The 25,218-nt window shown below is 41.9% G+C and carries 29 protein-coding genes and 2 tRNA genes; 16 read left to right on the top strand and 15 right to left on the bottom strand.

Annotated elements, in window-relative coordinates; translation table 11 throughout:
- Positions 1 to 2: 2 nt before the first annotated feature.
- Positions 3 to 212: a hypothetical protein gene (locus tag DI060_RS02360; protein WP_108974003.1), complete on the bottom strand. Its 210-nt coding sequence runs from the start codon at positions 210 to 212 to the stop codon at positions 3 to 5.
- 127 nt (positions 213 to 339) lie between these two features.
- On the opposite strand from DI060_RS02360, the gene fliG reads away from it, so the two are divergent.
- Positions 340 to 1,359, top strand: a complete 1,020-nt coding sequence (gene fliG, locus DI060_RS02355) for a flagellar motor switch protein FliG (protein WP_108973301.1) — start codon at positions 340 to 342, stop codon at positions 1,357 to 1,359.
- Positions 1,360 to 1,363: 4 nt separating this feature from the next.
- Here the strand turns inward: fliG and DI060_RS02350 are convergent.
- Positions 1,364 to 1,440, bottom strand: a tRNA-Asp gene (locus DI060_RS02350).
- 102 nt (positions 1,441 to 1,542) lie between these two features.
- Here DI060_RS02350 and DI060_RS02345 point away from each other — a divergent pair.
- The gene (locus DI060_RS02345) at positions 1,543 to 2,220 is read left to right on the top strand and encodes a CDP-alcohol phosphatidyltransferase family protein (RefSeq protein ID WP_108973299.1); all 678 of its coding nucleotides are present in this window, start codon (positions 1,543 to 1,545) and stop codon (positions 2,218 to 2,220) included.
- A 36-nt stretch (positions 2,221 to 2,256) separates the two neighbouring features.
- On the opposite strand, the gene DI060_RS02340 is transcribed toward DI060_RS02345, so the two are convergent.
- A tRNA-Leu gene (locus DI060_RS02340) sits at positions 2,257 to 2,338 on the bottom strand.
- A gap of 115 nt (positions 2,339 to 2,453) precedes the next feature.
- Between DI060_RS02340 and DI060_RS02335 the strand changes: the two genes are divergently transcribed.
- Both DI060_RS02335 and lysS read left to right on the top strand, forming a co-directional pair.
- A complete protein-coding gene (locus DI060_RS02335; RefSeq protein WP_108973296.1) occupies positions 2,454 to 3,089 on the top strand; it encodes a hypothetical protein in 636 nt (211 codons plus the stop codon).
- On the top strand, positions 3,089 to 4,591 hold the full coding sequence (lysS, locus tag DI060_RS02330) for a lysine--tRNA ligase (protein WP_108973294.1): 1,503 nt from the start codon (positions 3,089 to 3,091) through the stop codon (positions 4,589 to 4,591). Before DI060_RS02335 ends, lysS begins: the two co-directional genes overlap by 1 nt.
- Positions 4,592 to 4,601: 10 nt before the next feature.
- Here lysS and DI060_RS02325 read toward each other — a convergent pair whose 3' ends face one another.
- On the bottom strand, positions 4,602 to 5,135 hold the full coding sequence (locus tag DI060_RS02325; RefSeq protein WP_135354974.1) for a hypothetical protein: 534 nt from the start codon (positions 5,133 to 5,135) through the stop codon (positions 4,602 to 4,604).
- A gap of 58 nt (positions 5,136 to 5,193) precedes the next feature.
- On the opposite strand from DI060_RS02325, the gene serA reads away from it, so the two are divergent.
- The 12 genes from serA (at position 5,194) to DI060_RS02265 (ending at position 13,880) form a co-directional block, all read left to right on the top strand.
- Positions 5,194 to 6,417, top strand: a complete 1,224-nt coding sequence (gene serA, locus DI060_RS02320) for a phosphoglycerate dehydrogenase (RefSeq protein ID WP_108973289.1) — start codon at positions 5,194 to 5,196, stop codon at positions 6,415 to 6,417.
- A 3-nt stretch (positions 6,418 to 6,420) separates the two neighbouring features.
- Positions 6,421 to 7,221 carry a hydroxyacylglutathione hydrolase family protein gene (locus tag DI060_RS02315; RefSeq protein ID WP_108973287.1) on the top strand — a complete coding sequence of 267 codons (801 nt, stop codon included), beginning with the start codon at positions 6,421 to 6,423 and terminating at the stop codon, positions 7,219 to 7,221.
- 11 nt (positions 7,222 to 7,232) lie between these two features.
- The gene (locus DI060_RS02310) at positions 7,233 to 7,991 is read left to right on the top strand and encodes an endonuclease (RefSeq protein ID WP_108974001.1); all 759 of its coding nucleotides are present in this window, start codon (positions 7,233 to 7,235) and stop codon (positions 7,989 to 7,991) included.
- A 72-nt stretch (positions 7,992 to 8,063) separates the two neighbouring features.
- A complete protein-coding gene (locus DI060_RS02305; RefSeq protein WP_108973285.1) occupies positions 8,064 to 9,443 on the top strand; it encodes a dihydrolipoyl dehydrogenase in 1,380 nt (459 codons plus the stop codon).
- A 1-nt stretch (position 9,444) separates the two neighbouring features.
- Positions 9,445 to 10,476 carry an oxygen-dependent tRNA uridine(34) hydroxylase TrhO gene (trhO, locus tag DI060_RS02300; RefSeq protein WP_108973283.1) on the top strand — a complete coding sequence of 344 codons (1,032 nt, stop codon included), beginning with the start codon at positions 9,445 to 9,447 and terminating at the stop codon, positions 10,474 to 10,476.
- Positions 10,477 to 11,397, top strand: a complete 921-nt coding sequence (locus DI060_RS02295; protein ID WP_108973281.1) for an ABC transporter ATP-binding protein — start codon at positions 10,477 to 10,479, stop codon at positions 11,395 to 11,397.
- Position 11,398: 1 nt separating this feature from the next.
- Entirely contained in the window at positions 11,399 to 12,169 is a 771-nt protein-coding gene (locus tag DI060_RS02290; protein ID WP_108973279.1) for an ABC transporter permease, read from the top strand.
- Positions 12,153 to 12,422, top strand: coding sequence for a BolA family protein (locus tag DI060_RS02285; RefSeq protein WP_108973277.1), 270 nt, complete (start codon positions 12,153 to 12,155; stop codon positions 12,420 to 12,422). Before DI060_RS02290 ends, DI060_RS02285 begins: the two co-directional genes overlap by 17 nt.
- Positions 12,423 to 13,103, top strand: a complete 681-nt coding sequence (locus DI060_RS02280; protein ID WP_108973275.1) for a glutathione S-transferase family protein — start codon at positions 12,423 to 12,425, stop codon at positions 13,101 to 13,103.
- Positions 13,100 to 13,324: a BolA/IbaG family iron-sulfur metabolism protein gene (locus DI060_RS02275; protein ID WP_108973273.1), complete on the top strand. Its 225-nt coding sequence runs from the start codon at positions 13,100 to 13,102 to the stop codon at positions 13,322 to 13,324. Before DI060_RS02280 ends, DI060_RS02275 begins: the two co-directional genes overlap by 4 nt.
- Positions 13,324 to 13,632: a Grx4 family monothiol glutaredoxin gene (gene grxD, locus DI060_RS02270; protein ID WP_108973999.1), complete on the top strand. Its 309-nt coding sequence runs from the start codon at positions 13,324 to 13,326 to the stop codon at positions 13,630 to 13,632. Before DI060_RS02275 ends, grxD begins: the two co-directional genes overlap by 1 nt.
- A 2-nt stretch (positions 13,633 to 13,634) precedes the next feature.
- Positions 13,635 to 13,880, top strand: coding sequence for a glutathione S-transferase N-terminal domain-containing protein (locus DI060_RS02265; protein ID WP_108973271.1), 246 nt, complete (start codon positions 13,635 to 13,637; stop codon positions 13,878 to 13,880).
- Here the strand turns inward: DI060_RS02265 and gshAB are convergent.
- The 11 genes from gshAB to DI060_RS02210 all read right to left on the bottom strand — a co-directional run bounded on the left by gshAB (position 13,877) and on the right by DI060_RS02210 (position 25,166).
- On the bottom strand, positions 13,877 to 14,881 hold the full coding sequence (gene gshAB / locus DI060_RS02260) for a bifunctional glutamate--cysteine ligase GshA/glutathione synthetase GshB (protein WP_108973269.1): 1,005 nt from the start codon (positions 14,879 to 14,881) through the stop codon (positions 13,877 to 13,879). The two genes, DI060_RS02265 and gshAB, sit on opposite strands and share 4 nt — an antisense overlap.
- On the bottom strand, positions 14,878 to 16,476 hold the full coding sequence (gene gshA / locus DI060_RS02255; protein ID WP_108973267.1) for a glutamate--cysteine ligase: 1,599 nt from the start codon (positions 16,474 to 16,476) through the stop codon (positions 14,878 to 14,880). Before gshA ends, gshAB begins: the two co-directional genes overlap by 4 nt.
- Positions 16,476 to 18,230, bottom strand: a complete 1,755-nt coding sequence (gene ggt, locus DI060_RS02250) for a gamma-glutamyltransferase (protein ID WP_108973265.1) — start codon at positions 18,228 to 18,230, stop codon at positions 16,476 to 16,478. The genes gshA and ggt overlap by 1 nt, the downstream gene beginning before the upstream one ends.
- Positions 18,227 to 18,550, bottom strand: coding sequence for a metal-sulfur cluster assembly factor (locus DI060_RS02245; protein ID WP_108973263.1), 324 nt, complete (start codon positions 18,548 to 18,550; stop codon positions 18,227 to 18,229). Before DI060_RS02245 ends, ggt begins: the two co-directional genes overlap by 4 nt.
- Before the next feature lie 4 nt (positions 18,551 to 18,554).
- Positions 18,555 to 18,968 (bottom strand): iron-sulfur cluster assembly scaffold protein, encoded by a 414-nt coding sequence (locus DI060_RS02240; RefSeq protein WP_108973260.1) that lies wholly within the window; start codon positions 18,966 to 18,968, stop codon positions 18,555 to 18,557.
- Positions 18,952 to 20,196: a cysteine desulfurase gene (locus DI060_RS02235; RefSeq protein ID WP_108973258.1), complete on the bottom strand. Its 1,245-nt coding sequence runs from the start codon at positions 20,194 to 20,196 to the stop codon at positions 18,952 to 18,954. The genes DI060_RS02240 and DI060_RS02235 overlap by 17 nt, the downstream gene beginning before the upstream one ends.
- Entirely contained in the window at positions 20,193 to 20,510 is a 318-nt protein-coding gene (locus tag DI060_RS02230) for a Rieske (2Fe-2S) protein (protein WP_108973255.1), read from the bottom strand. The genes DI060_RS02235 and DI060_RS02230 overlap by 4 nt, the downstream gene beginning before the upstream one ends.
- Before the next feature lies 1 nt (position 20,511).
- On the bottom strand, positions 20,512 to 21,711 hold the full coding sequence (locus tag DI060_RS02225; protein ID WP_108973253.1) for a SufB/SufD family protein: 1,200 nt from the start codon (positions 21,709 to 21,711) through the stop codon (positions 20,512 to 20,514).
- Positions 21,678 to 22,433, bottom strand: coding sequence for a Fe-S cluster assembly ATPase SufC (sufC, locus tag DI060_RS02220; RefSeq protein ID WP_108973251.1), 756 nt, complete (start codon positions 22,431 to 22,433; stop codon positions 21,678 to 21,680). Before sufC ends, DI060_RS02225 begins: the two co-directional genes overlap by 34 nt.
- Before the next feature lie 91 nt (positions 22,434 to 22,524).
- Positions 22,525 to 23,763 carry an EAL domain-containing protein gene (locus tag DI060_RS02215; RefSeq protein WP_108973249.1) on the bottom strand — a complete coding sequence of 413 codons (1,239 nt, stop codon included), beginning with the start codon at positions 23,761 to 23,763 and terminating at the stop codon, positions 22,525 to 22,527.
- Positions 23,764 to 23,882: 119 nt separating this feature from the next.
- Positions 23,883 to 25,166, bottom strand: coding sequence for a sugar phosphate nucleotidyltransferase (locus tag DI060_RS02210; RefSeq protein WP_108973247.1), 1,284 nt, complete (start codon positions 25,164 to 25,166; stop codon positions 23,883 to 23,885).
- Between the last annotated feature and the right edge of the window lie 52 nt (positions 25,167 to 25,218).

Below are 25,218 nucleotides of genomic sequence, written 5' to 3'. Positions count from 1 at the left end.
ACTTAAGCCGCGTAAAAATCTGCTTTTTGGATGTCTTGCAATGGGATACGAACGACACCTTGTGCCAGATTGCCAATCACAACATCGTCCTCCATTTGGCGGTTTTTGTCCAACTCAATGACTTGGCCGTCTTTTAAATGCAGTACGATATCAATGCCTCGGTAGTGAATGTATCTCTCCAAGGTATTTTTGAATTTGTGTGATTTATCCATCTGGTCTTTCCTTTTTGTTTGAAACTTACAAAGGGTATCGTACGAACTTGAGACTTCCTTGAGAAAATTTTGTCTCATTACCTAAGTTTTTTTTGACATAAGCATAGAAATCAAAGAATTATGTCACATGCTCCCCTTTTCCACAAGTTCCTCTCCTTCTGGGATCCGTAAGTCCGCCCTACTCCTCCTTTCTTTGGGCCAAGACCAGGCCGCTGAAATTTTAAAGCATTTGGATGATAAATTGCTAGAGTCAGTGATCCTCGAAATGTCAAAAATCCGAAGCATTTCCAAGGAAGAACGTGCGCAAGTTTTGCAAGAATTCCAAGCTACCATCACAGAATGGAAAGAAGGTGCACAAGGAGGCATTGACCGAGCCAAACACCTTTTGGAAAAATCGGTTGGGCAAGAAAAGGCAAATGTGATTCTTAAAAAAATCCATAAGGAAGAAACAAAGAATGATTTTGAATTTTTAAACCAGATCCAAGCTACTGTTTTACATTCTATCCTAGCTGAGGAGTCTCCCCAAATCATTGCTGTTACTCTTTCGCATCTGGATCCCAAAAAAGCTGCAGAAGTCTTAAAACAATTTTCTAAGCAAGAGCAAGCTCAGATTGCCGTTCGACTAGCAACCACTTCTCAGACACACCCAGATGTTTTGCAGAATATAGCTAAAATTTTAAAGAAGCGATATGAGGAAAGGGACAAACGAGAGTATTCGGAGGCAGGCGGTGCTCATGTCTTGGCAAACATTCTAAACTTTATGGATAAAGGTTTGGAAACCAGCATTTTACAAGAATTAGATGAAAAATCTCCAGATATCGCAAGCCAAGTGCGAGAGCAGCTGTATACCTTCGAGGACATTACCGCCCTCGATGGAAAAGAAATGAGGACATTGATCAATCGCTTGGCAGATGATTCATGCATTGCGTTTGCAATCAGAGGTGCGGGTGAGGAAATCAGATCGCAATTTTTAGCAAATATGTCCACCAACCGCGCAGCGGACATTTTGGACGTAATTGAGATGAAACCTCGTGTTACCTTACGAGAAATCAATGAAGCACGTAGTAAAATTGTGCAAGTGGCCCGGGAACTTGAAGAAGAAAGGCTGATCTTATTTAAGAAAGATAAAGAAGAGTATGTGGATTGAACCATGGCGGAGCTGACGGGACTCGAACCCGCGACATCCTGCGTGACAGGCAGGCACTCTAACCAACTGAGCTACAACTCCGTGATTCGTATGTCAGAATATTTAAAGACTACTTGTAGTCAATTGCAAAAAGTTTTGTTTTCTTGCCCTAATCAGTCTTTTTAAAAAGATGGAGAGGTATTCATGAGCCTCCAAGGAAAAAAAGCGAAAGAGATTTTCGAAGATCGCATCTTTACACTTTCCAATTTTTTTTCCATTTCGCGTGTCCTAATGCTTCCCTTTTTCTTTATCTCTACAAAGTACTACGCCGAAAATCCTAAAGACTTAAGCCACTTTTACCTTTCCATTTTCCTTTGTTTGGCGGCAGTCCTAAGCGATTTCTTTGATGGATTTTTTGCTCGGATTTTGAAACAAGAAACCAATTTAGGTAGGTATCTAGATCCTGTCTGCGATAAGTTTGTGACCTTAGGTGGTCTATTCATTGCATGGTACCACTTTGGTTTTCCCTTTTGGATCCTATGCATCTACTTGATTCGAGAACTTTTAGGAGTTTGGTTGGGTGGATTTCTCTACTTAAAAAGAGGGCTCCTTGGCAAACCGAATTGGTGGGGAAAGTTTGGTGTTGGCTTTGTCGCACTCTCGGTGCTATGGTATATGCTAATCCCCCACTTTAAAGAAATACAAGTCCATCCTGAATCGTTTATTATGTTTCCCGAATATTCCGCCTATCTACTGTTATTTGTTTTGTGTATGGGTGTGATTTTTTATGGAATTCGGTATTGGAACATTGTCTTCCATCCAGAACAGGCCGTAATCGACCCCCAAGACAAAAAACAGGCAAAAATGTACAAACAACTCTAAACTGGGATTGGATCAAGAAGGAAGGAAGTCCATTACTGCTCGAAGGGGGACTCGAACCCCCACACCTTGCGGCACTACCACCTCAAAGTAGCGTGTCTACCAATTCCACCATCCGAGCGACTTGTGTTTTCTTACTTTTGCCAAGATAGGGAAAAGCATGCTTTCGTCAAGGAGTTCAATTTTCTCTTGTCACTAGCCTGAGTACTAAGGGTAAGGTAAGAGCGAAACCATTTATGCAAGTTTCCGATCTGTTTTACCGCTTAAAACTCATCCTCTTTGGTTTTCTGAGTCCTTTATTCATTGGGCTTGGTTTTTTATTCCTTAGCCCCTACTTCCTTTCTGTATCCGATCCTTTCCAGAAATCAGAGTATGCCGTTCTCGAGGCCAGTGAATTGCCTAGCAAAAAGGGAGTTTTGGCGATCGCTTCTCTTTTCCAAAAGCAAACAATCAAAAAATTATTAGTGGTCATCAAAGAAGAAAAGACGCAAAACCATCTAATTTCTGCTAAATCAAAAGCCCAAATCCTAAGCAGTGAACTATCGGAAGCAAAAATTGATCCTAGTTTAGTAGAATTCTTTTTTATCCCACCAGGAAAGAATGGCGAGATCGAGGAAGCAGCAAAGTTGATCTTAAAACAACTCGTTACCAACAATGCGCAGTCTCTATTGGTCATTTGCAAACAATATGATGCAAAGATGAATCGAGATATCTTTCAGAAGAATCTCAATTCCCTTCAAGTAAAGATCTCCATTTACTCCTTTCCTTCTGAATACACAGCCTCCAATTGGTTTTTATCCGAAGATGGTTTTCGAGAAGTCGTACATCCCTTTGTTCGTTATCTTTATTTTAAAATCCGAGGTATCCTTTAATGGATGAATTCAAAGAAACAAATGATCTGATTCAACAGAGAATCCAGAAAATCACTGATTTAAAAAACAAAGGTGTCAATCCATACCCTTTGCGCTTTTTTCCAAATGCAGACTCTCAGAGTCTTATCGCTAATTTTGATCCCCAATCTACCGAAAAGAAAAGCTTTAAATTGGGAGGAAGATTACATGCAAAACGTGTCATGGGTAAGGCAAGCTTTGCCCACTTAAAAGACAAATCTGGATTGATTCAACTGTACGCTACTCGAGACGATCTAGGAGAAGAGGTTTATTCTCTCTTTAAAAGCCTGGATTTAGGAGATTGGATTGGCATAGAGGGTTGGCTTTTCCAAACTCAAAAAGGAGAGACCACGCTCCATCTAACATCAGTCACACTTCTATCAAAATGTATTCGTCCACTTCCCGTCGTCAAAGAAAAAGACGGAGTAGTCTACGATGCCTTCTCCGATGTTGAGCAAAGATACCGTATGCGCTATGTGGATTTGGTTGTCAATGACCATGTTCGTGAAACTTTTAAACTGCGCAGTAAGATCGTTTCCGAAATCAGAAGTTTCTTAAGCAAAGAAGGATTCCTAGAGGTAGAGACACCGATGATGCAACCGATTGCCGGTGGTGCCGCAGCTAGGCCCTTTGTGACTCACCACAATACTCTAGACCTAAACCTCTATTTGAGGATTGCGCCTGAGTTGTATTTAAAACGCCTCATTGTTGGTGGAATGGACAGAGTTTTTGAACTAAACCGTAATTTCAGAAACGAAGGTATCTCTACAAAACACAATCCTGAGTTTACTATGATGGAAGCCTATATGGCCTTTGGAGATATGGAGACGATGCTCAGTCTAACAGAACGCTTGGTGATCAGTGTAGCCAATGCGATTGGAAAAGGCACAAAGTTTGCGTATGGCAAGGATATGATCGATATATCGGCACCTTGGAAGCGAGTTACTTACATCGGCATTATTAAAGAATACTCTGGTATTGATTTCAGCCAGGTCAAAACCCTTGAGGAAGCAAAGGCAAAGGCAAAATCTGTCAAAGTGGATGCAGATGATTCAGTCAGCATTTGGAAAGTCTGCGACGAAGTGTTTAGCACTCTAGTCGAACCAAATTTGATCCAACCTATCTTCATTACAGACTTTCCGAAAGAACTCTCCCCACTAGCTAAATCTCGTGAAGATGATCCTAATTATGTGGAACGTTTTGAGCCCTATGTTGCGGGAAGGGAGATTGGCAACGCCTTTACAGAGTTAAACGATCCATTTGACCAAAAGGAAAGATTCGAGGAGCAAGTTCGACAAAGAGAGGCTGGTGATGATGAAGCTTTTATGATGGATGAAGATTATATTCGCGCTCTGGAATATGGTCTTCCACCTACCGGAGGCTTGGGGATAGGGATTGACCGACTTGTGATGCTCTTCACGGACAGCCATTCTATCCGTGATACGATCTTATTTCCTTTAATGAGGCCTGAAACAAACTCTTAAGGGGTTTGTTTCACTTCTTGAAAATCTGCATCTTCTTTTCCGATTCCAACAGGCGTTGGATCCGTACAAAAGAATCTTTAAGTGATTTGGTTTGTGTCTCGGAAAGCTGGTAGTGGTCTGTGCGAGCTCTGTTCGTATAGGCAATCTCCACCTTATTGGCAGCTGTAAAGGCAAGCAATTCTTCAGGGTTTAGAACGGCAGAGACAGTAATGGTATCAGAGTAATTGGTATTTGATTTTCTTAGGTTGTACCAAACATCTCCCAATTTAACCGAGAGACCCAGTGGAAGGTCTACATCAAACGATCCGATCTCATATTTGATATAATATTGAACGGAACCTGTATTGTTGTCCTTTTCCCCTCGAATGCTGACGCAGGGCTTTCCCGAGAAGAAATAAAGATAGGACTTCAAACAGAGTGCATCGGACTCGGCCACCATTTGTTCCAAGGTAGGTTCGTACTGGACAACGTTTTTCCGAGAGCTTGCGCAGTTTCCCAAAACGAAACTGCAGAGAATGAGGAGGACGAATAGGATTCTTTCCATTGCAATCTCATGTTTTTCGAGGTGCAAGCTTTCGCAAAGGAAAAAATGCTGTTCCTATATGGAATCTTATCCTAAGGGAAAAATCAAAGTTTTACTATTGGAAAACATCCACCAAGATGCCTATGACATCTTCCAGAGGGATGGTTTTGATGTGACTCTGGAAAAAGACGCATTGGAAGAAAAAGATTTGGTGGAGCGAATCGCCGAGGTCCATGTATTGGGGATTCGCAGCAAAACAAACGTTACTCCCAAAGCTCTCGCAGCCGCTCGTCGACTTCTGACCATTGGATGTTTCTGCATTGGTACAAACCAGGTGGCACTGGAAGAAGCAGAAAACAGAGCCATTCCCGTCTTCAATGCACCTTATAGCAATACCAGATCCGTTGCCGAACTCGTGATCGCGGAGATCATCATGTTAGCGAGGAAAGCGACAGACCAGTCTAGAGATGTGCATATCGGAAAGTGGAATAAAGTTGCCAAGGGTTGTTTTGAAGTCAGAGGCAAAACTCTGGGCATTGTGGGCTATGGACATATTGGGTCTCAGGTATCTGTCCTTGCGGAATCCATGGGTATGAAAGTCGTTTACTACGACATCATGACCAAACTTCCTCTTGGGAATGCGAGCCCTCTACCCACCTACGAGTCTCTACTCGCAAATTCTGATTTTATCACCTTTCATGTCCCAGAGACTCCAGAGACCTACCATCTTTTCAAAAAAGAGCACCTATCATTTGTAAAAAAAGGAAGCTATCTCATCAACCTTTCTAGGGGCAATGTAGTTGAAATCGAGGCTCTAGCCGAAGGGATCAAAAACAAAATTTTTGCGGGAGCAGGGATCGATGTCTTCCCAGAAGAACCAAAATCCAACGATGATCCTTTCAAAAGTCCATTGCAAGGATTACCAAATGTGATCCTCACCCCACATATCGGTGGTTCAACGGAGGAAGCACAAAGAAATATCGGCACCGAAGTAGCAGAAAAACTTTTGAAATTTATCAATAATGGTTCTACTACCTTTGCTGTCAATTTTCCCAATATTGAATTGGGCAATCTGAAACCTTCCTACCACAGGATCCTCAACATCCACAAGAACCAACCTGGATTTCTAAGAGATATCAACCACATCATCTCGGAAATGGGTGGAAATATTTTGACACAAAACTTGAGTACCTCAGCTAATATTGGTTATCTCTCGATGGAGATAGACAAAAACTTAGGTGACGAGCTAAAAAACAAAATCAAAGCCCACCCACATTCGATTCGCACGAGAATCCTCTATTAAAACATGGTGAGTGTGTTGCCTATCTATACACACTCACCTCTACGTAATTATTCCTATTTGATCATTGATAAAAAAGATAAACGAGCGGTTTGCATTGATCCCTTCTCTGCCCCTCAAATCTTGGAAATTTTGCATACATTCGAGTTGCGACTGGAGCTCATCCTAAATACACACGAACACAAAGACCATACTGCTGGGAATGCAGAGCTAAAGAAAGAAACCGGTGCAATCGTGAAAGCCCATGTAGGTGGACTTGGCATCATTCCTGAAATGGACGAAGCGATCCAAGATGGCGAGACCGTTTTTTCCTCAGGTCACTTCCAACTTCGCAGTCTCGAAACTCCTGGTCATACATTTTGCCACCATTGTTTTCTATTAGAACAGACGAACGAAAAAGTTGGCTTGTTTTCTGGTGATACTGTCTTCAATGCCGGAGTTGGAAACTGTTACCGAGGTGGGGATGCCAAGGTTTTGTATCGGACCTTACGAGAAAAGTTGCACTCTTTGCCAAACGATCTCATCCTTTACCCTGGGCATGACTATTGGGAGAACAATCTCCGATTTGCAAAGCAGGTAAACCCAAATGCTAGCTTAGATGCAGTGAGCCAAGTGGTGGCAAAAGAACACTCTTCGGATAGCCCTTACCTATCACGCTGGAAATTAGAAAAGGAGATCAATCCATTCTTCCAATTGCAGCAAGTGAAGGTTTCTTCCCCAAATCTATTTACAGAAACTAGGGAGCCAGATGTTTCCGAGGAAGAAAACCTCTTTTTACAACTCCGTTCTGTCCGGGATAAATGGTAGACTATAGACAAATGAAACAAACCATTCTATGCCTTGGACTCATCAGCATCTCAGTTCTCTTTGCCTTATCTAACCTTCCCTCGGAAACGGAAGCAGAGGGAACCAAATCCTTTCAAATCGATGATTTTAACAAAGCAAAGAAATTCCTCCGTAGGATTTACCGCAAAGGAGGCTATGATTTTTACTGCTCCTGTCCTTTCCAAGTTTCTAGTTCCCTAGAAGGGAGGTTTGAAATCCAGAGAGAACAATGCGCTCTCGAATCTCGCACGGGCAATGAAAGGAGTAAATATATAGAATGGGAACACATTGTCCCTGCACATGCCTTTGGTAAACATCGATCCTGCTGGACAGATGACAGCTGTTATGTCCAAGGCAAAAAGGTAAAGGGACGTAAATGTTGCCAAGGTACGGACCCTGAGTTTAGAGAAATAGAGGCTGATTTGCATAATTTAGTACCTGCTCCTGGAGAACTCAACCAGGACCGCGGTAATTTTGATTTTGGGATCATTCCTGGGGAACCCCGGCAATATGGTGCTTGTGATTTCGAAGTTAACTTTTCTGAAGCAGTGGCAGAACCAAGAGAGGCGATTCGAGGAGATATTGCCCGGATCTATTTTTATATGGAGAAACAGTGGGGGGTCGAAATCCAAAAGAGCAAACGAACGCTATACGAAAAATGGAACCAGGAAGACCCCGTTGATACTTTTGAAATCCAAAAGAATGAGGCAGTAGAAAAGGTGCAAGGTAGGAAAAATCCTTTCATTCCTTAAATCTGGAAAAATTGCCAATCTGATTTTTGCTTCATTTACAGAATCGGCTCTCTTTTCGATTCTGGCAAATAGATGAAGGAATACGATATCATAGTCATAGGAGCGGGGGCCGGGACCAAACTTGTCACACCACCGTCCCAAATCGGCAAACGCGTTGCGGTATTCGAAAAGGAGAGCCCCGGAGGCACCTGTTTAAACCGAGGATGCATTCCCTCTAAAATGATCATCTATCCTTCTGAAATCATCCGAGCGAGTGAAGAGGCCGAAAAATTCCCTGTCCGATTTCCGGCAAAGCCTGTTGCGGATATCTCTCACATTTTCCAAAGGGTGAATGCAACGGTAAAAGCAGATTCAGACTCGATCCCGATTGCCTATGACAAGAACCCCAATATTGATTTTTATCCGAGGAAAGCTACTTTTAAATCGGGTAAAGTATTGACAGATGGGGCGGATGAATATACCGCCAAACATATATTTGTTGCAACAGGAACACGTCCAAGCATTCCGAAAATACCTGGTTTAGAAAATACACCTTATTGGACTTCGAGAGAAGCCTTACAAGGAAACCCTTTTCCAAAATCCCTCATCATCATAGGTGCAGGATTTATTTCTTTAGAACTTGGAGCCGCATACCATGCCTACGGTACCAAAGTACAAGCTGTCACAAGAGCAGAAATCTTAAAGCATGCAGACTTGGAAATCAGAGAGGAACTGGCTAAACACCTTCCCTTTCCGATCGAGTCTCATTTTAAAATCGAATCAGTAGAATATGAGAACCAGGAATTCACCTTACGGGGCATAGATGCAACAGGACAAAAAAGAAGTTTCCAAGCAGAAAGGCTTCTGATCGCGGCAGGAGTGGAAGCGAATACTGATGACTTAGGACTTGAGCACACACGGATACAAACCCACGGTGCCGGTTTTCTTAGAGTCAATAACTTCCTAGAAACAGATGAACCAGGTGTCTATGCGTTTGGCGATGTGATAGGACGCTATTTTTTCCGCCACAGTGCAAATTTTGAGGGGGAGTATCTCTTCGAAAACCTGTACTTAAAAGAAAAAATGGAAGCTATCAAATACCCTCCTATGCCCGAAGCTGTGTTTACACACCCACAGATTGCAAGTGTCGGATTTACGGAAGAGGAGCTCGTCACAAAGAAGATTCCTTATTATAAAGGTAAAAATCCCTACTCCTCGAGTGCCACTGGAATGGCTAGGATGTCCAATTCTGGATTTGTTAAAGTTCTAGTCTCCAAGGAGACAGAACAAGTATTAGGTGCTCACATCATCGGCGACGAGGCCTCTAATTTGATCCACCAAATTGTTTTGGGTATGTATCTTAAGGCAAGGTTAGATGATTATTTGGGAATGATCTATATCCACCCAGCAATTTCCGAAATCACTCGTAACGCATTCCGCAAAGTGAGAGAAGAAAAGAAGAAGGCAAAGTAGCATGAAAAAATTTCTCTTCAATCGATTTGATAAGAATACTCTACAACGAAAAGTGGCAAGTGACCCTAGAGAGCGAAGGGTCATTTCATTTTATCGCTACTTTAAAATTGAGGATCCCTCTTCCTTTCGAGACCAATTGTATGATAGGCTTGAGGATCTTTCCGTCCTAGGAAGGATCTATTTAGCAAAGGAAGGGATCAATGCGCAGTGCTCCGTACCTATTGAAAACTATACTCCCCTTCGGTCTTTCATAGATTCCATTCCCGAACTCGCTGGCATTTATTTCAACGATGCCGTCGAAGATAAAAAAGAAAGTTTCTTAAAGCTCGCAATCAAAGTGCGAAAGAAAATTGTCGCAGATGGGCTGAATGATTCTGAATTTGATCCTTCCCAAGTAGGAACTCATTTATCACCCCTGGAATTTCACAATGCCCTAGAAGAGCCAGGAGTTTTGGTTGTGGATTTACGAAACAACTATGAATCTGAAGTTGGCCATTTTGAAAATGCCATTCTTCCAGATGCAGGAACCTTTCGGGAAGAACTACCTATGGTAGAAACGTTACTAGAGAATGAGAAAGATAAAAAAATCTTACTCTATTGCACTGGAGGAATTCGTTGTGAAAAGGCTAGTGCTTACTTAAAATACAAAGGATTTTCTCAAGTGCACCAGTTGCAAGGTGGCATCATTAATTATGCCAAAGCGATCCAAGATGCTGGTTTAAAAAGTAAATTCATAGGTAAAAATTTTGTCTTCGATGATAGACTGGGCGAACGAGTAACAGATGATGTTCTTTCTGTCTGTTACACCTGCGGTAAAGCCTCGGATAGACATACAAATTGCGCAAACCTAGGATGCCATGTTCTGTATATTCAATGTGAAGACTGCTCTGAGAAACTTAAAAATTGTTGCTCAGAAGAATGTAAATCTGTCGTTGAACTGCCTGACGAAATACAAAAGGATTTACGGAAACAAAAAAGAAAAATGCACCAATACCCTACCCACCATCTAACAAGGAAAATTGTAGGTAAATAAATGAAATCAGATTATGCGATAGAAATCCAAGGCTTACAAAAAACCTATAGTTCAGGTGTACAAGCCTTAAAGTCTCTTGATCTACGTATTGAACACGGAGATTTTTTTGCGCTTTTGGGTCCAAACGGCGCTGGAAAATCCACAACGATTAGTATCCTAAGTTCTCTTATCAAAAAAACTGAGGGAAAGGTCAAGATATGCGGTGTGGACATAGATGAAAACCAAGATCTCTCGAAAACTTTTTTAGGGATTGTTCCACAAGAATTTAATTTTGGAATCTTTGAATCAGTGAAAAACATTCTGATCAACCAAGCAGGCTACTATGGAATTTCCAAATCAGAGGCTCTCCCACGGGTTGAATTTCTTTTAGAAAAACTTTCCCTACAAGACAAAAGCACAAGCCAAGCCGGCCAGCTTTCTGGAGGTATGAAACGCCGGCTCATGATAGCGCGCGCACTTGTGCACGATCCACAAATTTTGATTTTGGATGAACCAACAGCTGGAGTCGATATCGAAATTAGAAGGTCCATGTGGGAATTTTTAACAGAGTTAAATGCAAACGGAAAAACAATAATCCTAACGACTCATTATCTGGAAGAGGCGGAGTCACTTTGTCGCAATATCGCCATTATCGATCATGGCGAGATTGTCCAGAACACTTCCATGAAACAATTGCTACGTGGCTTAACGAAAGAGACATTTGTGATTGATGTCAAAAATCCTCCAAAGTCAAAGGTAAATTCTAAAAAATTTCCTATGAAATGGATAGAGGACAACACTTTAGAAGTGCAAATTAAAAAAGGTCAATCTATGAACGAATTGTTTGCTGAGTTGACGAAACTTAAAATTCAAGTCATAAGTTTACGGAATAAATCCAATCGATTGGAAGAGTTATTCCTTTCTTTGACAAAAGGAAAATGATATGTTAAAACAAAATCTAATCGCCTTCTTGACCATTGTTCGAAAAGAGTGGATACGCATAGTTCGGATTTGGATCCAAACATTGATCCCACCTGTCATTACGATGGCTCTGTATTTTTTAATTTTTGGAGAATTGGTTGGCAAACAAATTGGAAAGATTGGAGAATTTACCTACATTGAGTTCATTGTGCCTGGACTTATCATGATGAGTGTCATCACAAATGCATATGGGAATGTAGTTTCTTCTTTTTTCAGCGCGAAATGGCAAAAAAATGTAGAAGAGTTGCTAGTTTCGCCCACGTCTCCTTACACAATTGTTCTTGGATATACGTTTGGTGGTGTTGTGAGAGGACTTAGTGTAGGCTTTCTTGTAACCTTGACTTCTTTATTTTTTACAAAGCTTAGAATCCACAGTCTTTTCCTAATAGCCATTACTGTTTTGCTGACATCGATTGTTTTTTCACTCGGAGGTTTTTTGAATTCTCTATTTGCAAAGAAATTTGATGACGTAGCAATGGTACCGACCTTTGTCTTAACTCCCTTAACTTATTTAGGAGGAGTATTTTATTCTATACACAATTTACCAACCATCTGGCAATTTATTTCCAAAGCAAATCCCATTCTCTATATGGTGAATGCCTTCCGTTATGGATTTTTGGGAACAAGTGATGTAAATATTTACGTTTCGCTCAGCATCCTTGTTTTCCTTTCTATATCTCTATTTATCTTTAATGTTCGTTTAATGAAAAAAGGCTATGGAATTAAAAACTAGAAAGGAAAGATTACAAACCATTCTAGAAGAAAAGTTCAAACCCGATGTCTTGGAAGTTTTTGATAAAACTGAGGAGCATTATGGACACTCTGCATATATTCAAGGTGGTGAAACCCATTTTAAAGTTAAGATCCGTTCAGAGGCCTTTCGAGGCAAAAAGACTCTGGAAATACACAGAGCCATATACTCAATATTAGAGGAAGAATTGAAATCAGGATTGCATGCATTAGAAATAGATGCAGGAGGAATTTAAATGCAAAAACCAAAATTGATCAGTTTTAAACTTTGCCCATTTGTGCAGAGATCGGTGATCGTACTGAAAGAAAAGAAAGTCGAATATGACATAGAATATATCGATCTTGCAAATAAACCCGATTGGTTCCTTAAGATTTCTCCTCTCGGTAAAGTTCCCGTTTTACAAATAGATGGTGAAGTTCTATTTGAATCTGCTGTCATCATGGAATTTTTAGATGAGACAAATCCGCCTTCTTTACATCCATCGAACCCAATCCAAAAAGCAAAGCATAGAGCATGGATAGAATTTGTGAGTTCCCTTTTTATCGACCAATACCAGGTAACTATGACCAAGTCTGAAGAGGAATTTCAAAAGAAGTTAGTTGATATCAAAAACAAATACAAAATCTTAGAAGCTGCGATCACAAAGAGCAAATCATTGGATCAGTTCTTTGCTGGAGATCAGTTTCATTTGGTAGATGCCGCGATTGCTCCTTATTTTATGCGCAATGCCTTCTTATCCGAAAAATTCCCTGAATGGTTCTCCTTAACAATGGAAAGCCCTATGCTAAAGCAATGGAGTGCTAGCCTACTCGCAAAGGAATCCGTTCAAACTTCTGTCTTGCCAGAGGTTCCCAGTGCCTATATCCAATATATCAAAGACCACCATTCGTATCTAGGAGGGCGTTTGTCAGCATGACGATACCAGAAATCCAAGCAAAAATTGAAGCGGGATTACCCGGCTCAACCGTCCAAATATTAGATCCCTACCGTGACGGCGTGCACATCAAAGCCGTTGTTACCTATAAAGGTTTTAGTGGAAAATCATTGATTGAGCAACATCGAATGGTGTATGCTACATTACGAGAAGAAATGAAAGAAGAAATCCATGCTTTGGCATTGGAAACAAGGAGTGAATGATGGAGGCGACAACGAAGTCTCAAATTGAAGATTTGATAAAATCCAAAAAAGTTTTTTTGTTTATGAAGGGCACGCCAGAGATGCCACAATGCGGTTTTTCTGCTGGTGTGGTGACAGTCTTAAAGAACCTCAAAATTGACTTTGGTTCCTTTAACGTACTTTCTGACATGAAAGTACGAGAAGGCATCAAAGAATTTGCAAATTGGCCAACCATTCCTCAACTCTACATCAATGGGGAGTTTGTCGGAGGCCATGACATTACAGTCCAAATGGCGAGTTCGGGTGAACTGCAAAAGATGGTGTCCTAACCTTGTTTCGTCTGTTCCAATTTGACAGTTGTCCCTATTGTGCTAAGGTCCGAAGAGCTATCCAGGACCTTGGCCTACAAGAGGGGAAGGACTTTGCCTATGTGGAAGCATCACGGGGCACACCGGGACGAGAGGAAGTGATAAAGTTGGGTGGTTTATCGCAAGTCCCCTTCCTTGTGGATGGGAATGTACAGATGTATGAGTCGCAAGACATCATCGGCTATTTAAAAGAAAAGTATTCTACTTAAGCAAAGCCGAGAAGATCGAGGATCTTCCTTCCAACCCGCCTTTGTTTTCCCTCATATGGGAATTCATGGATATAGAGAACAGGATTGAAGTTGATCTCTAGGATCGCATACCTTTTAGGATCTGGTGCTTCTTCGATCGCACTCGATATGATATCAATACCACAGACCACTGCTTCTGCAGCCTTCGCGGCAGCTTTCGCGATTGCAACATAACCAGGATGCACGACATCCGTAACATCTAAAGAATCTCCGCCCGTTGAGATATTAGAATTCTTTCTTAGATAAATCCTTTGACCCTTTTTGGGGATAGAATGAAAATCCAATCCTTGCTCTTGCAGTATGCCCCTTTCCCATTCCGACATCTGAATCTTTTCCAAGGGAGTTGTATGGCCTTCCCCGCGTCTAGGGTCTTTGTTTTTTTCCAAAACGAGATCTGCGATCGATTTCTCTCCGTCCCCTAATACATTTGCCGGTACACGATTGCATACAGCAACTACTTCCTCGCCTAACACTAAAAATCGATACTCTGGTCCCTCGATAAATTCTTCAATGAGTATGGAGGTCGAATGTAAAAAAGCATTCTCAATCTGTTTTTCATAGACTGACATATCTGCATTTGCTTCACAGATACCAATGCCTATTCCAAAATTTGTAGTAGAAGGTTTAATCACTTTTTTGAAAGGAAGAAAGTAGGAAAAATCCTCCCGAGCTGCGTTTTTATCTTCGTAATGCCTTCCTTTCGGAACTCTGAGCCCTGCCTCTTCTAAAATAAGTTTGGAAGCAATTTTGTTTTCCATGATTAGGTAGGTCATATAACTATCTAAACGGGTTTTGCTCGCCTGTTTGATAAATTCCTTTTTTTTACCATTCACTAACCTTAGAAAATTTTCTTTTCTATCGATGATTTCAATCTGTATTCCAGCTAACAAAGCTTCTCTGATAATGATCTGAGTGGATATTTCAAGGTCTTCAAAACCTTTTGGAAGAGAAAAATCGATCATCCTATACTGCCCGAGCAAAGTTCCAAGGGATTTACGAGAATGGTTCTTGTCTCAGAGATTTTGGAAATTACCTCTCTAGCCTCAATGGATTTTTGTTCTTCAATTGAGTCCTCTGCCATTTTTTTGTATTCCTCCAACAAATTGTTGGATAACTGTTTTTCTCTAAAATACAATGCGTGGCTTTTGCTAAGTGAGGTTCCGAAATCAGCATAGGACATCTGGTTGATCATCAAATCAACTTCAGTCTGCGTCGAATGCAGTAAACTTGGATCAGCCCACTTTTCCCACTGAGCTTCCCAGCTCAGATTGAATTTGCCATGATTACTTTCCTTTAAATCCAAAAGGTCAGCAATCGGTTGCAATTCAGTGAGAACCGAGAATATGAAATCGCGGAAGTTCCAATCTTTTCCTAGGAAAGAAATATTCAATTCAGGATCTCGTCCTCTCCAGGTAACCTTATCCTGGTTTTTTCTCCACTCTCGCATTTCTTCGGGTTTTGCTTTCGGAGAATCGGAAAGTAAACAGTACAATAGCAATAGATGGACAAATCTCAATTCTGTCTCATCTACTCCTATCGGAGAAAATGGCAAAACGTCCAAAAGACGGATTTCTAAATATTCAACACCGCGAGTTGATAGCGCATCTAATACACGCTCCTCTCCCTTTGGGATTTGTTTGGGACGGACCAATGAATATAACTCATTCTCAATTTGTAAAATGTTGTCATTTAACTGTTCTTGGCTAGTGGAAGAGAAATTTTTGTAAGGTGCATAAGGTTTGGATACGGCATAGCACATATCACCCACATATTCTTTCAAAGAGTTGAGGGAGATATTTAATTTGGACTGTACTTTGCTAGTATATCCAATAGAGGATAAACGTAGAGAGGTAGCCTTCTCTGCATTGAGGGTGTCCTTAGTGAATGGCCTGAGACCTTTTGCTTTTGCGCCAAAACTTTTATCTATGAGGCTCGAGCTTCCGAACAAATAGAAAAGTATCGGCGACACCCGATAAAAATTGCGAATCGTATCAAAGTAGATCTCAGATTGGGTAAAGGGATCAAGTGGCTTTCCATACCGAACTTCGGAGACAGTAGATAACAAACATTTGTCAAAGGATATATTGTAATGTACGCCCGAGATGGTTTGCATCTTCCTACCGTAACGATGCCCTAGACCTTTCCGATAGATGTGTTTCTTTCGACCTTCGATACTTTTTCCATACTTTCCGATAGGAATTTTCTTTTCTTCTGGGAGTGGACTTGGCATGCTAAATGGCCAAAGAGATTCATCGCCTATATTCTGAAAGGTGAAGACATGTAAATCCTCTAACTCTTGTAGTGTTTTTTCTAGAGTTTGGTAGGCTCCAGTTGCATATTCGATCTGGGGTTCAGCAAAGTCGGTTTTAATCTTGGGATGGGTTAAACTAGATCCCAATTCTTTTGGGTGGTCTAGTTTGGATAATTTTCCTTTGGAGTCAATCCGCAGTGCTTCGCGCTCCAAACCGTGTTTTGCTGAGTTCAAACAATTCACTCGGCCTGGGACAAGTAGTTCCTTGGCCGTGTCTTTATAATATTTTGATAGTACTTTCTTCATTAAAATCCTAATGGGATCCCTTCCCCTCTTGGATCGGATACTCCGATCAGTTCATTTCCTTCTCTGGCGACTACAAATACTTTGGCGCGATGCCTATTATATTGGACTCGATAGAAAGGCAATTTCGACTCAGGAAAGCCATTCTTTGCCTCAGGTTCTACAAATAAAATGTCTGGCTGGTATTGGTGGTGTAGCCTAGGAAAGGCGGCACTTTCGTATAGACTTCGGTTCTCGATCAAATATCGATAGAGGGTATTGAAGATGGTTGTTGGGATTTGGGAGCCACCCGGCGCTCCAATGACAAGGTCTGCTCGATTTTTATCGTCTAAAAAGACCATGGGTGACATACTGGAAAGGGGTGTTTTCCCTGGTGCAATGAAATTTGCTTTGGTTCCAACCAATCCGTAGAGATTGGGTTTACCTAAAGCCAATGTGAAATCATCCATGGTATTATTTAGCACTAGACCCGTACCTGGGACAAGCTGTACCGCACCCAAACTACCATTAATCGATTGAGTAGATGAAACCGCATTTCCTTCTCTATCTAAGACGGAGATATGAGTTGTGTTATATGATTCTTTCTTTGTGGCATCGGAATGGTTTGGCCATGCACCAGAGACAACCTTTTTCTGGATTTCGAGAGCTTCTTCTTCCGCATAGGGCGTACTCAGCAAATGCTCGACATCTATTTTAGTAAACCTCGGGTCTCCGCCTAATATTGCGCGGTCCCGAAACCCGAGCCGCATAGACTCCGTCAATTTAACAATATCTCCAAGTTCACCATCAAGGAAATTTTTCTTCTGGTTCAATTGTTCCCAGACATGGACCATCGTTAGCAAATGGACTGCAGAGGAAGGCGGAGGCATAGTCAGTACGCGTTTGCCAAATGCCTGAGAGACCAAGGGCTCACTTTCCAAAACCTCATATCGTTCAAGGTCATTTTTGGTAATCCACTCATTGGCTTTCAGGAAGTATGCGAGAATAAACTTTGCTGTGTCCCCTGTTCTCAATTCGCTCTCGCCGTTCTTGGCAATCCGCCGGATCGCAGAGCCTAGGTCTTTTTGTACTAATGCCTCTCCTCTAAGTAAAGGCTTACCATCGCGGCCAAAGACCACTTTCATTTCGGGATTCATATGTTCCCAGTTTGTTTGTATGCTCTTCGCTAAATCTTCATAAACAGCAAATCCATTTTCAGAAGCTTGTATGGCGGGTTCCAATACCTCTTCTAAAGGAAGCCGTCCATATTTTCGTTGTATCGAAAGTAAGCCGAAGACCATTCCCGGAACAGCAGCACTCCAAGGACCGAGCACTGATTTTTTGGGGATAGGATTGCCATCTGGGTCTAAAAAGACATTTGCCTCCGCTCCCAAAGGTGCTCGTTCACGAAAATCAAAAGCCCTCCCACCAGACTTATTTTTAAAATGAACAACAGCAAATCCTCCACCTAACAAACCAGTAGAGTGGGGTCTAACAACCGAGATAACAAAACTAGCAGATACAAAGGCATCGACGACATTACCGCCTTTTTTCCACATATCAACTCCGGCTTGTGAGGCAAGTGGGTGGTCCGTCGCGATGACAAACTCCCTACCAGAAAACTCATATCGATTTCTCTTTTCTTCGCTTCCCTCAATCCCTTGGCTAAGTGTTCGGGGAGCTTGGGTTTGAAATCGTCTTAAGAAGTCTCCTCCACAGCCTAGTAGTGGCAGGGAGAGAAAAAGAAAGCAGAGAAAAACCTTGATTTGGTATTTCAATCGAAGATACCCATATGCATCTTTGCCTCTTCACTTGCCATCTCACGGGGATCCCATTTCGGCGACCAAACAACTTCTACGGCAGCCTCATTGATACCGTCTACCCGAAGAGCGTGGTTGATCACATCTTGGCTCATCTGTGGTCCGGCGGGGCAAGCAATGGATGTATAGGTCATGATGATCTTTGCTTTGTCCTCCACTACTTGGACTTGGTAAATCAAACCAAGTTCCACAAGAGAAAGTCCAATCTCTGGATCTTCCACAACCCGAATGCTTTCATACACTTCACGTTCTTTATCTGTTTGTGGCTCAACTAACATACTTTCATCCTGAAAAAAATTTGATCAATGCTTGGTAAGGTAATAAGGCACATCTGTGCCGACCTGGTTTTGTTTTAAGGATGTCCCAAAATGGCTTCTCGTCAAGTGGAATGTCATTCAATAGACCCTCCAAGTATTCCGAGTAAACGGACTTTTGTCTTTCGGCTTCCTCTTTTGACCAGACAAGCTTCTTATGAAAGAGTAAACCACTTGATGCCTGGCAGACGGAGCAGGACTCACCAGACATGGACTCTATCAGAAAACCACCCTCGACTTGGGAAAAATCTAAATGCAACTCATCACCACACAATGGATTGTGCACAGATATGGTGAACTGACTTTCCGGCTTATGAGACCATTTGCCTAGCCCCTTCCAATGGAGAAAGAGCTCAATATCAGATTTATTTTCTTGCGACACGGGCAAAGATACTTTTCACCTTTGCTAATCCAGCAATGAGTGCATCCACATCCTCTTTTGTGTTGTAGAAGTAAAAAGAGGCACGGCATGTCCCAGGGATTTTCCAAGATTTCATCAAGGGTTGGCAACAATGGTGTCCCACGCGAATGGCGATCCCTTCTTCATCTAACATAGCACCTACGTCATGTGGATGCACGCCGTCCAAAGAAAAGGAGACGACCCCTCCTCTTTTCTCACGATCCTCAGTTCCGTACAGCTGTATGCCACCTAGTTTACACAGTTCATCTAATGCATAAGAGGTTAGCATTTGCTCATGTTCATGGATGGCATGCATCCCTACTTTTGAAAGATAATCCATTGCGTGTGAAAAGCCAATCACACCCGCTATATTGGGTGTGCCTGCTTCTAGTTTCGCTGGCAAATTTGCATAAGTTGAACGCTCTAAATCTACTGTCTCGATCATATCCCCGCCGCCCATCCAAGGAGGCATAGATTCTAGGATCTCTTCTTTGCCGAAGAGAACTCCTACTCCTGTCGGACCCAACATCTTATGTGCTGAGAAAACAAAAAAATCAAAATCGGAGTCTACCAAATCAACTCGCATGTGAGAAGCAGATTGAGCCCCGTCCACAAGAATCTTAGCACCTACCTGCCGCACACGGTCGACAATAGGCCTTAGGTTATGTATTGTGCCGGTGACATTTGACATCTGAGAGATGGCAACTAATTTGGTCCTCTCATTGATCAATTCTTTTAGCTGGGAGAGGTCGTACGTTGTGTCCTCAAGAATAGGTATAAATTTTAATTTGAGGTTTTTCTCAATGGCAAGCATTTGCCAAGGGACCAAATTGCTATGGTGTTCTTGGATTGAGAGTACAATTTCGTCCCCAGGGTTTAGATTTGTCCTTCCCCATGACTGTGCTACAAGGTTGATAGACTCTGTCGCACCCCGTGTGAAGATGATTGCTTTGGCGCATTGTGCATGAAAAAAATTCGAAGTTTTAATGCGAGTGCGCTCAAATAATTCAGTGGCATGTTGGGATAAATGGTAAACACCCCGGTGGATATTTGCATTTTCTTCCGAATAGTACTTGTTTGTTGCCTGGATTACAGAATTGGGTTTTTGCGAGCTTGCAGCATTGTCCAAATATACAAGTGGTTTGCCATTTGGGTGATTGCTTTGTAAAATCGGAAAATCCTTTTTCAATGCATAAGGATCTATACTCACGAGCCTTCCTCCCAGTCTACAAAAACCTCTCCGCCCTCCACTTTCACAGGAAACAGCGAAAGGGGTTCGGTAGCAGGACGTTTGAGGACTTTACCAGTTGTGATGTCAAATTCTGCAAAATGCCTGGGGCAAATAAGAGTTGTTCCACGCAGTTCACCGCAGGAAATCTCTTCTCCATCATGACTGCAGGCATCTTCAAAGGCATAGATCGTTTTTTCTATGCGCACTAAAGCAAGGATCAAATCCTTCGTCTTGACAGTGCGTATTTTTCCCTCTTCTAATGCTTCTAGTTCTATCACTTTTTGGAACGACATACTAACTCCCAAATACTGCCTCTTTGATTCTAGCAGATAGCTCGGCTTTGGTCAGCTCAGAAAAACCAATGATAGATAGGGAAGATTCATAAAATGCTTCAAGTAGAAGTGCTTTTGCTTCTTCTGGGCTCAAACCTCTCGTAAGAAGATAAAAAAATTGTTCTTCATCAAGATCCCCAACAGTAGCACCGTGGGTGCAGGAAACATCCTCTGCCATAACTTCTAATTTTGGATTCGCTTCTGCTCTTGCTTTTTTATGTAAAGATAGATTGTTTGATTCTTGGTGAGCAGTTACTTTTTTCACTTGCCCAGGTATGTAGAGGTCACCTGTGAAAATATGATGGGCTCTATCGGCTACTATGGTTTTGTATTTGATTTTACTAGAAGTGTAGTCCGCACTGTGCACAACCTTTGCATCTATATCCAAAAGCTCACGTTTCTTTCTGACACTGACTCCAGAAAGAAGAAACTCCGCCCCCTTACCAGCTAACTCGGGTTTGTAAAAAATCTTTCCACGAAACCCTTTTTTCGGGAAACTATGGATCACCAATTTAGAATCCCGTTTCTGGTGAGAACCAATCCACTTCAACTGGATATGATTTGAGTCATACTCTTCTTCGGTGAGGATTTCCAATGAGGCATTTTCTTCCAAATAATAGAAACATACTTGGTTGCTAATATGTAGATCTTCTGATTGCAGGTATGACCCAAACGATTCATGTAACTTCACATTGGTGTTTTTGGGGATGTAGTAGATAATGACAGAGACAATGTGTTTTCCTTCCGTCTGGTTCCAAAGGATTTCTTTGGTGTCGGGCACTTCTTTTGCACCCTCAAAGGAAATCCATTGGAATTGTCTGGCAGTCGAAAGGGCATGAAGAGCAAAGTAATTGGCCACACAGGCTGCTTTGAGTGCGTTTAGTACCTCCAGACGTGGGAATGGCGACTCGATCCCTTCCACTTCAGCAAAAAAAGTTTGGAAAGCATTCGCATTTTGGAAGTATGTTTCCAATTCCAAAGCATGCAGTGGAAACTTTCTCCAAGCCTCGTCCTGCGGACTTGGGAAAGAAAGTCCATCCAAAGAAGCTTTGGCTTCTCTTTGGAAGTCCTCTTGTATTTGTATATCTTTCCCAGGTAAGGAACTTTTTTTCTCTTCAGAGACAGAGTTCACTTTATGATACCAGCCTTTTCCAAAATCCAATCATAGCCCTTCTCTTCTAAGACAAGAGATAATTCCTTACCTCCCGTTTCCAATATCCTGCCACCAGCAAAGACATGGATAAAGTCAGGGACTACATAGTTTAACATCCGTTGGTAGTGAGTGATGAGTAGAATGGACCTTTCTTTGGATTGATTGGCAGTGATGCCCTGTGAGACAATGCGCAGTGCATCTATATCTAGACCTGAGTCTGTTTCATCCAAGATGGCTAATTTTGGTTTTAATAAACTCAATTGTAAAATTTCTGCTTTTTTCTTTTCCCCACCAGAGAAGCCATCATTCACATAACGAGCGATAAATGCGTCAGGGATTTCTAAATGGGACATTGCTGCTTTCAACTCAGCTTTGAATTCTTTTACTGGAACTTCTTTACCTCGATGGGCCTTTAAAATTGTTTTTAAAAAATTACCGATGCTGACCCCAGGCAGGGCAGTTGGGTATTGGAAGGATAAAAACATACCCAACCTAGCTCTTTCTTCTGTGGGTAAATGGAGAACCGACTTTCCTTCCCAAAGAATATCTCCTGCGGTTACTGTATATTTTGGGTGGCCTAGGAGGACATTGGAAAGGGTACTTTTGCCAGATCCGTTTGGCCCCATGATGGCATGGATCTCTCCTGGGAGAATGTTTAGGTTCACTCCTTTCAGGATTTCTTTTTCCCCCACAGTAGCATGGAGGTCTTTGATTTCAAGAAGACTGGACAAAATGGAGCTCCGCGTATAATTTAGAATCGTTCTATTTATAGACGGTTCTCAGTACCAGGAAATTCCGCTATCTTAAAAAAACAAATGATTCCTAATCCGACCAATCAACTTGTGCAATCAGTACCCGATCGCCAGGTAAGGAGAAGGTAAAGATCACGTATTGATTTTGATTCCTAATGTCATATAGGGGATAGGTCACGCCCCATTTCTTATGGTAGCGATCTGATTCGGCTTGGTGCTTTAGAAAGTATGGTTTCCAGGCATAGTTATTTCCGATTTGGTTTAGTTTTTCATGGTAACCACCCACAAACCGGTCCAGGTCATACGTGGGCGTGATCTGGTAGCCTTCTTTATCACAGACAAATACTTTCAGAATACTTTTGGGCAATTGTTTGAGAATCGCTCCAAATTGAGAAACAAACTCATCTTCTTGCGAAGCCGTAAACCCTTGCATCAAATCCTGCAAATGGTCTATGATCTCCTTCTCCCTTTTTTCTTTTTCTCTGAGTTCCGTGGACCGGATCTTCGTGAAATTTTCCAGGATAATGCTCATTTTTTCTGAGAAGGTATTGCGGTTCAAAAAATTTGGATTGGGTTGCGAGAAATAGAATCCTTGGAGTAAATTGGCTCCCATCGAGAGGGCTAGGTTGACTTCTTCTTCTGTTTCTATTCCTTCAAATAACAACTGTGAGCCTAGTTTCTGAGACATTTCGGAAATGGCACCTAATACCTGCTTAAATGAGTTCTTGTTTAAACTCTCGCGCATGATTTTGATGTCGACCTTCATGATATCCGGGTGGAGGTAGCCGATTCGCTCCAAATTGGAGAAGCCGGTGCCTAAGTCATCAATGGCAATTTTTAAACCATAATCCCGAAAGATCTGAACGATTTGGATGAGTCTCTCGATTGAGCCTTCAAACTCATCTTCTGTGATCTCGATGACCACTTGGTTGCGATCAATCCCGTAGGTTTCAATGAGCTGAATGATATGGAAATTTTCTGCAAAGAGATCTTCTTTGTGAACCCGATTCAAAAAATTGGGCATCATATTGAAAAATAGCTTTGTGCGTTGTTGGGAATCTTTCAAGATCTGGATCGCTTTTTCCCGAAGGATACGATCAATGTTATAGATGGGCACCATATCCTTTTCCCGGCTATGGAAAAGACCACCTAAAGAGTGAAAGGTTTTGGCTTCGGGATCGTACTGCCGACCTAGCACCTCATAGGCGGAGATCGAACGATTGATCGCGTTTACGATGGGTTGAAAATGAGGAACAAAGTGATTTTCATTCCAAAACTGACTTCCGTGTTCTGTTTCTGTTATGAACATAGTTCTAATTGCTATCTACAAGGCTAGGGTCCGGCCAAGTGAGAAAAAAACAAGAACTTTTCGCTTAAATCATGTCAATTTAAAACAAATTCGTGTCAATTATGGCATTTATGGGTCAATCAAATTTCGTAGCCGTCTGGAATGGTTGTGTGCCTTGGCACCACAATGATGCCTTCGCGGATTCGGACAAACTCATCCTCGAATTCTGTCACATTCTTGAGGTTCAGCAATTTAACCCCTTCTCCTATGGCACAGTCTTTATCCACGATAGCATTGCGGATTTCGCAATTCTTTCCGATCCCGTGCGGGATTTTTCCCGATTGGCGGTCTAGAGAGCCGTATCGATTGAGACCCATGATGATGGAATCGTAGATTTTGGTGCCGTGGTCGATGAACTGACGCACACCCACCACGGAACGATGGATCTCGCAGTGGTTCAATATGGTTCCTTCGGAAATCAAGGCCTTATTCACTATGGCATTGTTGATTTTGGTCGGGGGAAGAGACCTAGCCCGGGTATAAAAAGGTGTTTTCTCTAGATAGAGATTAAATTTGGGGATGTCATCTGTGAGCATTAAATTTGCTTCATAAAACGCTCGTATGGTTCCAATGTCTTCCCAGTATCCATCATAGACATAGGCCTTTACCTTTTTTTCCTGGATTGCTTTAGGAAGTATTTCTTTTCCAAAATCAGTCAAACTTTGGTCTTCTAAAACTTCTATCAAGGTCTTTGTATTGAAAATATAAATCCCCATGTTGGCTAAAAATTGGCCTGATGTTTGGCGGCAAGACTCGACTTGCTCTAGATCCTGTGGCTTTTCGATAAATTCCTTGATGGAATCACCGATCCCGGTTTTGACAATGCCGAGTCCGTAGACTTGGTCTTCAGGGACAGCATTGCAAGCCAAACTGATTTCTGTTTCAGGATCAATCAAATGGTTTTGCATAAAGTCCGCCAAATCCATGTTGTACAATTGGTCACCCGATAAAATGAGAACATACTTGGGTCTTTGCTCACGGATGTAAGGTAGGACCTTTCGGACGGCGTCGGCAGTCCCTTCAAACCAACGAACACTCGATACTGTTTGCTCTGCCGCAATGATTTCGATAAACGATTTCTGGTGCACGGCATTGGAAGCATAGGTTCTATGCACATGACGATTTAGAGAATAGGAATTGAATTGGGTGAGCACAAAGATCTTTTCAAAACCACTATTCAAAGAGTTGGAGATCGGGATATCGATCAAACGATACTTACCACCGAAGCTCACGGCAGGTTTGGAGCGCTTTTCAGTCAAAGGTAGAAGGCGTGTGCCTTTACCTCCTCCTAAAATCACTGTTAATACTTCATCTTTTCGGAGAACGAAGTCCACACAATCAATGGATTCTTCTTGGAAATGCATATATCACGATTATGAGATATCCCAAGAGAAAAAGCAAGCCTAGACTGGATTG

The sequence above is a fragment of the Leptospira ryugenii genome, assembly GCF_003114855.1.
In the GTDB taxonomy this organism is placed as follows: Bacteria; Spirochaetota; Leptospiria; order Leptospirales; family Leptospiraceae; genus Leptospira_A; species Leptospira_A ryugenii.
This window is presented reverse-complemented; position numbering and strand designations above follow the sequence as displayed.